The 12,541-nt window shown below is 71.3% G+C and carries 9 protein-coding genes; all 9 read left to right on the top strand.

Annotated features, from left to right (window positions below; all coding sequences use genetic code 11):
• Positions 1-160 precede the first annotated feature (160 nt).
• The 9 genes from mraZ to ftsW all read left to right on the top strand — a co-directional run bounded on the left by mraZ (position 161) and on the right by ftsW (position 12,403).
• Positions 161-592, top strand: a complete 432-nt coding sequence (gene mraZ / locus A5756_RS14415; RefSeq protein WP_007170790.1) for a division/cell wall cluster transcriptional repressor MraZ — start codon at positions 161-163, stop codon at positions 590-592.
• A complete protein-coding gene (rsmH, locus tag A5756_RS14410; RefSeq protein ID WP_156659529.1) occupies positions 567-1,724 on the top strand; it encodes a 16S rRNA (cytosine(1402)-N(4))-methyltransferase RsmH in 1,158 nt (385 codons plus the stop codon). The genes mraZ and rsmH overlap by 26 nt, the downstream gene beginning before the upstream one ends.
• Positions 1,721-2,905 (top strand): hypothetical protein, encoded by a 1,185-nt coding sequence (locus A5756_RS14405; RefSeq protein WP_066953362.1) that lies wholly within the window; start codon positions 1,721-1,723, stop codon positions 2,903-2,905. Before rsmH ends, A5756_RS14405 begins: the two co-directional genes overlap by 4 nt.
• Positions 2,902-4,953: a penicillin-binding protein 2 gene (locus A5756_RS14400; RefSeq protein WP_066953360.1), complete on the top strand. Its 2,052-nt coding sequence runs from the start codon at positions 2,902-2,904 to the stop codon at positions 4,951-4,953. Before A5756_RS14405 ends, A5756_RS14400 begins: the two co-directional genes overlap by 4 nt.
• A gap of 113 nt (positions 4,954-5,066) precedes the next feature.
• Positions 5,067-6,596 carry a UDP-N-acetylmuramoyl-L-alanyl-D-glutamate--2,6-diaminopimelate ligase gene (locus A5756_RS14395; RefSeq protein ID WP_066953368.1) on the top strand — a complete coding sequence of 510 codons (1,530 nt, stop codon included), beginning with the start codon at positions 5,067-5,069 and terminating at the stop codon, positions 6,594-6,596.
• Positions 6,593-8,227 (top strand): UDP-N-acetylmuramoyl-tripeptide--D-alanyl-D-alanine ligase, encoded by a 1,635-nt coding sequence (murF, locus tag A5756_RS14390; protein ID WP_066953358.1) that lies wholly within the window; start codon positions 6,593-6,595, stop codon positions 8,225-8,227. Before A5756_RS14395 ends, murF begins: the two co-directional genes overlap by 4 nt.
• Positions 8,224-9,303 (top strand): phospho-N-acetylmuramoyl-pentapeptide-transferase, encoded by a 1,080-nt coding sequence (gene mraY / locus A5756_RS14385; protein WP_066953356.1) that lies wholly within the window; start codon positions 8,224-8,226, stop codon positions 9,301-9,303. The genes murF and mraY overlap by 4 nt, the downstream gene beginning before the upstream one ends.
• A 1-nt stretch (position 9,304) precedes the next feature.
• Positions 9,305-10,762 (top strand): UDP-N-acetylmuramoyl-L-alanine--D-glutamate ligase, encoded by a 1,458-nt coding sequence (gene murD, locus A5756_RS14380; protein ID WP_156659527.1) that lies wholly within the window; start codon positions 9,305-9,307, stop codon positions 10,760-10,762.
• 6 nt (positions 10,763-10,768) lie between these two features.
• Positions 10,769-12,403, top strand: coding sequence for a putative lipid II flippase FtsW (ftsW, locus tag A5756_RS14375; protein ID WP_066953354.1), 1,635 nt, complete (start codon positions 10,769-10,771; stop codon positions 12,401-12,403).
• Positions 12,404-12,541: the final 138 nt, after the last annotated feature.

Genomic DNA, 12,541 nt, shown 5'->3' with positions numbered 1-12,541 from the left:
CTATCCGGCGTCAAAACGGCATCGACGGCCCGCCGAGCACCGGTCAGCCCGGGGGCGTCTGTGACCATTGCGCCGCGACACTCCATCAATGGGGCGAAGTGGGGGATTGTGGGGTATGGTGGCTGAAGTGTTTGGGTGACCCCGAGGGGGAGGTGAGCTGGTGTTTCTCGGCACCTACACGCCCAAACTCGACGACAAGGGGCGGCTGACGTTGCCCGCCAAATTCCGTGACGCGCTGGCAGGGGGGTTGATGGTCACCAAGAGCCAAGACCACAGCCTCGCCGTCTACCCGCGGGGCGAATTCGAGCAGCTCGCACGCCGGGCGAGCAAGGCCTCGCGGAGCAACCCCGACGCCCGGGCCTTCCTGCGCAACCTCGCCGCCGGCACCGACGAGCAGCATCCCGACGCGCAGGGGCGTATCACGCTATCGGCCGACCACCGTCGCTACGCGAACCTCTCCAAGGATTGCGTGGTGATCGGAGCGGTCGATTACCTCGAGATCTGGGACGCGCAAGCCTGGCAGGACTACCAGCAGACCCACGAAGAGAACTTCTCCGCGGCCAGCGATGAAGCACTCGGCGACATCATCTGAGGCGCATGCCCGTGCAACGTGGCCTCTGCCCGAACCGACCCTGGCGTACTTCCCCAACGCCAGGTTCGTGCCTTCGGACAGGGACCTCGATGCAGGGGCATCTCGCCCGACCCGGGGAGGTGTTGCGGTGGTTGAGGATTCACCGGGCTTCGGGCATGTGCCCGTCCTGCTGCATCGCTGCGTCGAGCTGCTCACTCCCGCGCTGACCCGTCACGACGCCGACGGTTCGGGCGCCGTCCTTCTCGATGCCACCCTCGGCGCGGGCGGGCACGCCGAACGATTCCTCACCGACCTGCCGGGGCTGCGGCTGATCGGGCTCGACCGCGACCCCAGCGCGCTGGACATCGCCCGCGACCGGCTGGCGCGATTCGCCGACCGCGTCACGCTGGTGCACACCCGCTACGACGGCCTCGCGGCGGCGCTGACCGAATCCGGTTACCCCACAGCCGGATCTGTCGACGGGATGCTGTTCGACCTGGGCGTGTCATCCATGCAACTCGACCGGGTCGAGCGCGGCTTCGCCTACGCCCAGGACGCGCCGCTGGACATGCGGATGGATCCGGAGTCGCCGTTGACGGCGGCCGAAATCGTCAACACCTACGACGAAGCCGCGCTGGCGGACATCCTGCACCGCTACGGCGAGGAGCGATTCGGGCGCCGGATCGCGGCACAGATCGTGCGCCGGCGCGCCCGCGCCCCGTTCACTTCGACCGCGGAGTTGGTAGCCCTGCTCTATCAAGCGATCCCGGCCCCGGCCCGGCGCACCGGTGGACATCCGGCCAAACGGACCTTCCAGGCCTTGCGGATCGCCGTCAACGACGAACTGAACTCGTTGCGCAGCGCGATTCCGGCCGGTTTGGACGCGCTCAACGTCGGCGGGCGCATGGTGGTGCTGGCCTACCAATCGCTGGAAGACCGGATCGTCAAAAGGGTGTTCGCCGACGCGGTCGCCTCCCGCACGCCGGTGGATCTGCCGGTCGAGCTTCCCGGCCACGAGCCGCGATTCCAGTCGCTGACGCATGGCGCCGAACGTGCGGACGCCGACGAGGTCGAACGCAATCCGCGCAGCGCCGCCGTGCGGCTGCGAGCCGTGCAACGAGTCAAGCAGTCAACCGGAAAGGGCGACGCATGAAAGCAAAGCGCGAGACGCCGAATCGCCGTGGCGGACAAGATAGTTCCGCCCGGCGGAGCCGGCGTTCGGCGGCCGATCCCGGTCCGGCGCGCCGCCCCCGGCCTGGGCGCACCTCCGCGCCCACCCGTGAGAGCCGCGCGCCCAAGTCCGGACCGCATACCAGCCCCATCGCCCGGCCGGTCGAGCGGCCGGCGCGGCCCAAGAGCACGAGCCAGGCCAAGGCCCGAGCCAAGGCACGGAAAGCCAAAGCGCCCAGGGTCGTTCGTCCTCGGCTGAGCGAACGTTTGGCGGCCCGGCTGGCCGCGATCGACCTGCGGCCCCGGACCCTGGCGAGCAAGGTTCCGTTCGTCGTTCTGGTCATCGGCGCACTCGGCCTGGGGTTGGGCCTCACGCTGTGGTTGTCCACGGACTCCGCCGAGCGCTCCTATAAGTTGAGTCACGCCCGGGAGAAGACCCGGCTGTTGCAACAGCAGAAGGAGGCGCTGGAACGCGATGTGCGCGAGGCGGAATCCGCCCCGGCACTGGCGGAGGCGGCCCGCAAACAGGGCATGATCCCGACGCGAGACACCGCGCATCTGGTCCAGGACCCGTCCGGCAACTGGGTGGTGGTTGGCACGCCCAAGCCGGCTGACGGGGTGCCGCCGCCGCCGTTGAACAGCAAGCTCCCCGACCAAGGCCCGCCCCAGCCCCCGCCGCCGCCGGCGCCCGCCGCGGAGGTCCCGATCCGGCTCAAGCCCGACCCCGTGGCGCCCGCGCCGGCGAGGTCCGGGCCCGAGGCGCTGCTGCGCGCACCGGACGGGGCGTCGACGCTGGGCGGCCAGCACCTGGCACAGGCCGGGCCTCAACAGTCGGCTGCGCCAGGTGTGCCGGTTGCGCCGGGAGTGCCGGTTGCACCGGTCACCGGGCAGGCCCCGGTGCTGCCGGTGCCGGGTGTGCCGGTGCCGGGGCTGCCCGCGCCGGCGGGACCCGCGCTCGCTCCGGCGCCCGCCGAGGTGTCGATCCCGTTGGGCGGCTTGCCCGTTCCACCGCCCGGGCAGCTGCCCGCGCCGCTACCCGCGGAGGTGCCGGTTCCGGTGCAGCGGGGGCCGGCCCCGGTTGCGCCCGTCGTCCCCGCCGCTCCGGTGCTCGCGCCGCAGCCCGCGGCGCCTGGCCCCGTCGCGACGCCAGGTGCGCCCCGGTGAGCCGCGGCGACTCCTCGCGCAACCGCCGGTCGCAGCCGACGCGCGGTCCCCGTAAGACGCAGGAAGCCAAGGGGGTTCGCCAGCCCAAGCGGCGTGCGAAGCAGCAAGCCGAGGACGTCCGGGAGCCGAAGCGGTTCCGGAGGGCCAAGGACGCCAACAAGGCCCGACCGGCCGACCGGCCGGACGCCGTCGGCACCGGGCATTCGGCGCGGGAGCGGCGCACCCGGCTCGTGCAGGCGGGCACCCGCGGCGCGTCGTTCGTCTTCCGGCATCGAGCCGGGAACGCGGCCATCGGGGCCTTGATCGTGGTGGCGGCGGTCCAATTGTTCGTCCTGCAGGTGACCAACGCGCCGGCGCTGCGCGCCCAGGCCGCGGGCCAGCTCAAGGTCACCGACGTCGAAAAGGCGGTGCGCGGCAGCATCGTCGACCGCAACAAGGATCAGCTCGCATTCACCACCGAATCGCGCGCGCTGACGTTCCAGCCCAAGAGGATTCGCAAGCAACTGGAAGAAGCCAAGAACAAGAACTCGGTGGCCCCCGATCCGCAGCAGCGCCTGCGGGATATCGCCAAGGAGGTCTCCACCCGGCTGGGCAACAAGCCGGACTCCGCGACCTTGCTGAAGAAGCTGCAAAGCGACGAGAACTTTGTTTATCTGGCGCGCGCCGTCGATCCGGCCGTCGCCAGCGCGATCTCCGACAAGTACCCCGAGGTCGGTTCGGAGCGGCAGGATTTGCGCCAGTATCCGGGCGGGTCGTTGGCGGCCAACATCGTCGGCGGCATCGACTGGGACGGGCACGGGCTGCTGGGTCTGGAGGAGTCCCTGGACTCGGTGCTGTCCGGAACCGACGGCTCGGTCACCTATGACCGGGGATCCGACGGCGTCGTCATCCCCGGCAGTTACCGCAACCGGCACCGGGCGGTCAACGGTTCGATGGTGCAGTTGACCCTCGACGACGACATCCAGTTCTACGTGCAGCAGCAAGTCCAGCAGGCCAAGGATCTCTCTGGCGCGCACAATGTCTCGGCGGTCGTGCTGGACTCGAAGACCGGTGAGGTGTTGGCCATGGCCAACGACAACACCTTTGACCCTTCACAGGACATCGGGCGTCAGGGTGACAAGCAGCTGGGCAACCTGGCGGTGTCCTCGCCGTTCGAGCCGGGCTCGGTGAACAAGGTCATCACCGCGTCGTCGGTGATCGAGTACGGCCTGTCCAATCCCGACGAGGTGCTGCAGGTGCCCGGGTCGATTCAGATGGGCGGGGTGCCCATCCACGACGCGTGGGACCACGGCGTGATGCCCTACACGACCACCGGCGTGTTCGGAAAGTCCTCCAACGTCGGCACTTTGATGCTCGCACAGCGCGTCGGACCGGAACGCTTCTACGACATGGTGCGCAAATTCGGTCTCGGGCAACGCACCAACGTGGGCCTGCCCGGCGAGAGCGCCGGGCTGGTGCCACCGATCGACCAGTGGTCGGGCAGCACCTTTTCGAACCTGCCGATCGGGCAAGGCCTTTCGATGACGCTGTTGCAGATGGCCGGCATGTACCAGACGATCGCCAACGACGGGGTGCGGATACCGCCGCGGATCGTCAAGGACACCATCGCGCCCGACGGCACCCGTACGGAAGAACCGCGTCCCGAAGGCGTGCGGGTGGTTTCGACGCAGACGGCCCAGACCGTCCGCAACATGCTGCGCGCCGTCGTGCAACGCGACCCGATGGGTTACCAGCAGGGCACCGGGCCCTCGGCCGCGGTGACGGGCTACCAGATGGCCGGCAAGACGGGTACCGCGCAGCAGATCAACCCGGCCTGCGGCTGCTACTACGACAACGTCTACTGGATCACCTTCGCCGGCATGGCCACCGTCGACAACCCGCGCTACGTCATCGGCATCATGATGGACAACCCGGATCGCAACGCGGACGGTACGCCAGGCCATTCGGCGGCCCCGCTGTTCCACAACATCGCCGGCTGGCTCATGCAGCGCGAGAACGTGCCGCTGTCACCCGACCCGGGTCCGCCGCTGACACTGCAGGCAACCTAGCAACATCTCCCCGCACGGCGGGAACGCCTCACGGCCGATGCGCCTAGGTAGGGTGTCATGGCCGATCATGAGGATCACGCGGGTCTGCAGGGAGGTGTGAACAAGTGGTGCCGATGCCCACGGGGCTGCGGCCCAGCGCCGGCGCTGGCACGCGCCTGCCCGCGCTGGCGGCCCAGGTCGGGGCGGTGCTCGCCGACCACGGTGCGGCGGTGCCCGACGTGGCCGTCACCGGCGTCACGCTGCGTGCCCAGGACGTGCGGCCGGGCGACCTGTTCGCCGCGCTGACCGGCTCGTCGACGCACGGGGCCCGCTTTGCGGCCGAGGCGATCGAGCATGGGGCCGTCGCGGTCCTCACCGACGCCGCCGGGGTCGCGGAGATGGGTGCGTCGGCATCGGCCGTCCCGACGCTCGTGCATCCGGCGCCCCGCAGCGTGCTCGGTGCCTTGGCCGCCACGGTGTACGGGCACCCGTCGGAGCGCACGACGGTGGTCGGGATCACCGGAACCTCCGGCAAGACCACCACGACGTATCTGGTCGAATCCGGGCTGCGCGCCGCCGGCCGGACGGCCGGGCTGATCGGCACCGTCGGGATCCGCATCGACGGCGCCGACGTTCCGAGCGCGCTGACCACCCCGGAGGCTCCCGCACTGCAGGCCATGTTCGCGGCGATGGCCGAGCGCGGGGTGGACACCGTCGTCATGGAGGTGTCCAGCCACGCGCTGGCGCTGGGCCGGGTGGACGGCACCGGGTTCGCGGTCGGCGCCTTCACCAACCTGTCCCGCGACCACCTCGACTTTCACCCCACAATGGCGGACTACTTCGAGGCCAAGGCGAAGCTGTTCGATCCGGCGTCGCCGCTGCGGGCCCGCCGGGTCGTGGTCTGCATCGACGACGACGCCGGGCGCGCGATGGCCGCCCGGGCCGGCGACGCCATCACCGTCAGCACCGGCGACCAGCCCGCGCACTGGCGCGCCATGGATGTGATCCCGCTGGGCGGCGGGGGACAGCAGTTCACCGCGATCGACCCCGCCGGTGTGCGCCATCGGGTCGGCATCCGGCTGCCCGGGCATTACAACATCGCCAATTGCCTTGTCGCGCTTGCGATTCTTGATGCGGTGGGCGTCTCACCGGAGCAGGCGGCGCCGGGGTTACTGGAGACCCGGGTGCCCGGCCGCATGGAAGACATCGACTGCGGCCAGGATTTCCTCGCGCTCGTCGACTACGCCCACAAGCCGGGCGCGCTGCGGGCGGTACTGACCACCCTGGCGCGTCCGGGGCGCCGGCTGGCGGTGGTGTTCGGCGCCGGCGGCGAGCGCGACCCGGGCAAGCGGGCGCCGATGGGCGCGACGGCGGCCGAGCTGGCCGACCTGGTCGTCGTCACCGACGACAACCCGCGCGGCGAGGACCCCGCCGCCATCCGCCGCGAGATCCTGGCCGGGGCGGCCGCCGGCGCCGGTGCGGCCGAGGTGGTCGAGATCGGCGACCGGCGGGCGGCGATCGAACACGCTGTGGCCTGGGCCGGGCCCGGCGACGTGGTCCTGGTGGCGGGCAAAGGCCACGAAACGGGCCAGCGCGCGGCGGGGGAGGTCCGCCCCTTCGACGACCGGGTCGAGCTGGAACGGGCGCTGAAGGCGCGGCGATGATCGACCTGACCGTCGCGCAGATCGCCGACATCGTGGGCGGCACGCTGGCCGACATCTCGCCGCAGGCCGCCGCCGGGCTGCGCGTCACGGGCACCGTCGAATTCGACTCGCGCGCCGTCGGTCCCGGCGGCCTGTTCCTCGCGCTGCCGGGGGCCCACGCCGACGGGCATGACTACGCCGGCGCGGCGGCGGCGGCCGGGGCGGTCGCCGTCCTGGCCGCCCGGCCGGTGGGGGTGCCCGCCATCGTCGTGCCTGCGGCACCGACGGCCGGCCGCGCCGACGGCGGCCTGGCCGGGGTGCTCGAACACGACACCGACGGCTCGGGCGCGGCGGTGCTGGCCGCCCTGGCCAAGCTGGCCAGAGCGGTGGCCACGGAGCTGGTGGCGGGCGGCCTGACGATCGTCGGAATCACCGGCTCGTCGGGGAAGACGTCGACCAAAGACCTGGTGGCCGCCGTGCTCGAGCCGCTGGGCGAGGTGGTGGCCCCGCCGGGGTCGTTCAACAACGAGCTGGGACACCCCTGGACGGTGTTGCGCGCGACGCGCAGCACCGACTACCTGGTGCTCGAGATGTCGGCCCGCCATCGCGGCAATATCGCCGCGCTGGCCGAGATCGCCCCGCCGACGATCGGGGTGGTCCTCAACGTCGGCACCGCCCACCTGGGCGAGTTCGGCTCCCGGGAAGCCATCGCGCGCACCAAATCCGAACTGCCCCAATCGGTTCCGTCGTCCGGAGTGGTCATCCTCAACGCCGACGACCCGATCGTGGCGGCGATGGCCGACGTCACCGAGGCGCGGGTGGTGTGGGTCAGCCGGTCCAGCCGCACCGATTCCGGTCCCAGCGACGTCTGGGCCGACGGAGTGTCGCTGGACGAACTGGCCAGGCCCCGCTTTACCCTGCACGCGATGGACAGCGCGGTCGAGGTGCGGCTGGGCGTGTACGGCGACCATCAGGTCGCCAACGCGTTGTGCGCCGCCGCCGTCGCGCTGCAATGCGGCGCCACCGTCGAGCAGGTCGCGGCCGCGCTGGCGCACGCCGGGCCGGTGTCGCGGCACCGGATGCACGTGACCACGCGCGCGGACGGGGTCACGGTGATCGACGACGCCTACAACGCCAACCCCGACTCGATGCGCGCCGGACTGCAGGCGCTGGCCTGGATCGCCCACGGCGCAGACGAAAAGCGCAGGAGCTGGGCGGTGCTGGGCGAAATGGCCGAGCTCGGCGAGGACGCGGTAGCCGAACACGATCGCATCGGCCGCCTGGCGGTGCGCTTAGATGTGTCTCGACTTGTCGTCGTGGGAAGTGGGAGGTCGATGAGCGCCATGCACCACGGAGCGGTCATGGAGGGCTCGTGGGGAGCTTCCGGTGATCGGGGGGCCGTCAACGTGGCCGATGCCGACGCTGCCCTCGCGTTGCTGCGGGCCGAGGTCCGGCCCGGCGACGTGATCCTGGTCAAGGCCTCGAACGCGGCCGGGCTGGGCGCGCTGGCCGACGCGCTGGCTCGTGACGATCGCGAGGGCGGCGAAGCCGGGCGAAGCGGGTCGTCACCATTGACCCGTGACGATCGCGAGGGCGGCGAAGCCGGGCGAAGCGGGTCGTCACGATTGAACGAGAGCGGGACGGGCGCGTGAGGCAGATCCTGATCGCGGTGGCCGTCGCGCTCGCCGTGTCAATCCTGTTGACGCCGGCGCTGATTCGGTTGTTCACCCGCCAGGGATTCGGCCATCACACCCGTGAGGACGGCCCGCCCAGCCATCACGCCAAGCGCGGCACGCCGTCGATGGGCGGGGTGGCGATACTGGCCGGCATCTGGGCGGGATACCTCGGGACGCACCTGGCCGGGCTGGCGTTCGACGGCGAGGGCGTTTCCGCGTCGGGTCTGCTGGTGCTGGGCCTGGCGACCGTGCTCGGAGGCGTCGGCTTCCTCGACGACCTGATCAAGGTCCGCAGGTCGCGCAATCTCGGGCTGAACAAGACGGCCAAGACCGTCGGGCAGGTCGCCGCCGCGGTGCTGTTCGGGGTGTTGGTGTTGCGGTTCCGCAATGGCAGCGGGTTGACACCGGCCAGCTCGGACCTGTCCTACGTGCGTGAGATCGCCACGGTCACTTTGGCTCCGGGGCTGTTCGTGGTGTTCTGCGTGGTCGTCGTCAGCGCCTGGTCCAACGCGGTCAACTTCACCGACGGCCTGGACGGGCTCGCGGCCGGCTGCATGGCGATGGTCACCGCCGCCTACGTGTTGATCACCTTTTGGCAGTACCGCAACGCCTGCGTCACGGCGCCGGGCCTCGGCTGCTACAACGTGCGCGACCCGCTGGATCTGGCGCTCGTCGCGGCGGCCACGGCGGGCGCGTGCATCGGCTTTTTGTGGTGGAATGCCGCTCCGGCAAAGATTTTCATGGGAGACACCGGATCACTGGCGCTGGGCGGCATCATCGCGGGCCTGTCGGTGACCAGCCGCACCGAGATCCTCGCCGTGGTGCTGGGGTCGCTGTTCGTCGCCGAGGTCACTTCGGTGGTGCTGCAGATCCTGGCCTTCCGCACCACCGGGCGCCGGGTGTTCCGGATGGCGCCCTTCCACCACCATTTCGAGCTGGCCGGCTGGGCCGAAACCACGGTGATCATCCGCTTCTGGCTGCTCACGGCGATCACCTGCGGTCTGGGCGTGGCCCTTTTCTACGGTGAGTGGCTCGGCGCGATCGGTGCCTGACGTGCCCGGGCTCGAGCCCTTGGTGCCGGGCGCGCCCGTGCTGGTGGCCGGCGGCGGCGTCACCGGCAAGGCGGTGCTGGCGGCCCTGGCCCGGTTCGGTGCCGCGCCGACCCTGTGCGACGACGACCCGGCCACGCTGCGCCGCTACGCCGACGGCGGCGTGGCGACCGTGACCACGCCGGCGGCCGCGCAACGCGTCGCGGAGTACGCCCTAGTGGTCACCAGCCCGGGATTTCGGCCGGACACACCGCTGCTGGTCGCCGCCGCGGCGGCGGGCGTGCCGGTCTGGGGAGACGTGGAATTGGCCTGGCGGCTCGACGCGGCGGGCCAGTACGGGCCGCCGCGGCGCTGGCTGGTGGTGACCGGCACGAACGGCAAGACCACCACGACCTCGATGCTGCACGCCATGTTGACCGCCGCGGGCCGGAGCAGCCTGTTGTGCGGCAATATCGGCGATCCGGTCCTCGATGTCCTCGACGCGCCCGCCGACCTGCTGGCCGTCGAGCTGTCCAGCTTCCAGCTGCACTGGGCGCCCTCGGTGCGGCCCGAGGCGGGCGTCGTCCTCAACATCGCCGAAGACCACCTGGATTGGCACTCCACCATGGCCGAGTATTCGGCGGCCAAGGCGCGGGTGCTCAACGGCCGGGTAGCGGTGGTGGGGCTCGACGACGCCCGGGCGGCGGCGTTGCTAGACACCGCCGCGGCCCCGGTGCGCGTCGGCTTCCGGCTCGGCGAGCCGGCGGCGGGCGAACTGGGCGTGCGCGACGGCCAACTCATCGACCGCGCCTTCGCCGACGACCTAGCGCTGCTGCCCGTCGAATCGATCCCGGTGCCGGGGCCCGTCGGCATCCTGGACGCGCTCGCCGCGGCGGCGCTGGCGCGCAGCGTCGGTGTGCCGGCCGGGGCGATCGCCGACGCGATCGTGTCCTTCCGGGTGGGCCGGCACCGGGCCGAGGTGATCGCGGTCGCCGACGGGATCACCTACGTCGACGACTCGAAGGCCACCAACCCGCACGCCGCCGAGGCATCCGTGCTGGCCTACCCCAGCGTGGTGTGGGTAGCGGGCGGTTTGCTCAAGGGCGCATCGGTGGACGCCGAGGTCGCCAAAATGGCCCCCCGGCTGGTCGGCGCGGTGCTCATCGGCCGAGATCGCGAAGAGGTTGCAGAGGCGTTATCGCGACACGCGCCGGATGTCCCCGTCGTCCACGTTGTGACAGGCGAGGATGCTGATATGAATGCGACGGCTGTGGCCATTGGTGCAGATGTGACAGAAGTGAAACATTCGGGCGGGGATCTCGGCACTTCCGTCATGACCGCGGCGGTGGCCGCGGCCCGCGACCTGGCCAGGCCCGGCGACACGGTGTTGCTGGCGCCGGCCGGCGCGTCGTTCGACCAGTTCAGCGGGTATGCCGACCGTGGCGACGCCTTCGCCGCCGCAGTCCGCGCGGCCACCCGGTAGGCGGGCGTGGGTAATCCGCTGGCCCGGCTGAGACGTCGGGGCAAGGCAACCGAAGCGACCGCCGACACCGCCGCGGCCGAGCCGGCAGAGGCCGACGCCGACGAGGCGACCGGCCCCGTGAGCACCGCCGGCACGTCGGAGGCCAAGCCGGCCGGGAAAACACAGGTCAAGGCCGATGAGCGTAGCCGGTTCGGCGCCTGGCTGAGCCGGCCCATGACCTCCTTCCACCTGATCATCGCGGTGGCCGGGCTGCTGACCACGCTGGGCCTGATCATGGTGCTGTCGGCGTCGGGGGTGCGGTCCTACGACGCCGACGGGTCGGCGTGGGTGATCTTCGGCAAGCAGGTGCTGTGGACGGTGATCGGCCTGGTCGCCTGCTACGCCTCGCTGCGCATGTCGGTGCGGTTCATCCGCCGCGTCGCCTTCACCGGGTACGTCGTCACCGTCATCCTGCTGGTGCTCGTGCTGGTGCCGGGCATCGGAAACCTGGCCAACGGCTCGCGGAAGTGGTTCGTCATCGCCGGCTTCTCCATGCAGCCGTCCGAGCTGGCCAAGATCGCCTTCGCCATCTGGGGTGCGCATCTGCTGGCTGCTCGCCGGCTGGAGCGGGCCTCGCTGCGCGAGATGCTGATCCCGCTGGTCCCGGCCGCGGTCATCGCGCTGGCGCTGATCGTGGCCCAGCCCGACCTCGGGCAGACGGTGTCGCTGGGCATCATCCTGCTCGCGCTGCTGTGGTACGCCGGGCTGCCGCTGCGCGTCTTCGCCACGTCGCTGGTGGCGGTCTTCATGGCCGGCGCGATCCTGGCCATGTCAGCGGGTTACCGCTCGGACCGGGTGAAGTCCTGGATGAACCCCGAGAACGACCCGATGGACACCGGCTACCAGGCCCGCCAGGCGAAGTTCGCCCTGGCGCACGGCGGCATCTTCGGCGACGGCCTGGGGCAGGGCGTGGCCAAGTGGAACTACCTGCCCAACGCCCACAACGACTTCATCTTCGCGATCATCGGCGAGGAGCTGGGCTTCGTCGGCGCGTTCGGCCTACTGGTCCTGTTCGGGTTGTTCGCCTACACCGGGATGCGCATCGCCCGGCGCTCGGCCGACCCGTTCCTGCGGCTGCTGACCGCCACCACGACGATGTGGGTGCTGGGCCAGGCGTTCATCAACATCGGTTACGTGATCGGGATCCTGCCGGTGACCGGCATTCAGCTTCCGCTCATCTCTGCGGGCGGAACCTCCACGGCGGCAACGCTTTTCATGATCGGGATCATGGCCAATGCGGCCCGTCACGAGCCAGAGGCGGTGGCCGCGCTGCGCGCCGGCCGCGACGACAAGGTGAACCGGTTCCTGCGGCTGCCCCTGCCGCAGCCGTACGCGCCGACCCGGCTGGAGTCGTTCCGCGACCGCAAGCGCGGCGGCAAGCAACCGGCCAAGGGGGCCCCTTCGCGCAACGGCACCCGCAAGGCCGCCCAGGCGCCCGCCCGCAAGCGTTCCCGCAAGGCCGAGGAACCGCTGCGGCCGGCCTTCTCCCGCACAGCCGGCCGCCCGGCCCGCAGGGCGGTGCATCATGGATCTGGCCAGCGGAACGCCGGCCAGCGTCAAGCACGGCGCGCTCGCGCATTGGAAGGTCAGCGTTACGGGTGAACGACACGGTCAGCAAGCCGGCCGGGGGGGGGGGGGGGGGGGGGCCCCCCCCCCCCCCCCCCCCCCCGGGCCCCGGAGGGGGGGGGGCCCCCCCCCCCGGGGGGGGGGGGGGGGGGGGGGGCCGGCGCCGCGCCGCGC

This window comes from Mycobacterium sp. 852002-53434_SCH5985345, from assembly GCF_001667155.1.
Classification (GTDB): Bacteria; Actinomycetota; Actinomycetes; order Mycobacteriales; family Mycobacteriaceae; genus Mycobacterium.
Note: the sequence above shows the minus strand (reverse complement) of the source record. Positions and strands in the feature narration are given on the sequence as shown.

Coding starts and splice junctions, on each gene's coding strand:
- rsmH (WP_156659529.1), top strand. CDS start 567: ATGAAGCACTCGGCGACATCATCTGAGGCGCATGCCCGTGCAACGTGG.
- A5756_RS14405 (WP_066953362.1), top strand. CDS start 1,721: ATGAAAGCAAAGCGCGAGACGCCGAATCGCCGTGGCGGACAAGATAGT.
- A5756_RS14395 (WP_066953368.1), top strand. CDS start 5,067: ATGCCCACGGGGCTGCGGCCCAGCGCCGGCGCTGGCACGCGCCTGCCC.
- murF (WP_066953358.1), top strand. CDS start 6,593: ATGATCGACCTGACCGTCGCGCAGATCGCCGACATCGTGGGCGGCACG.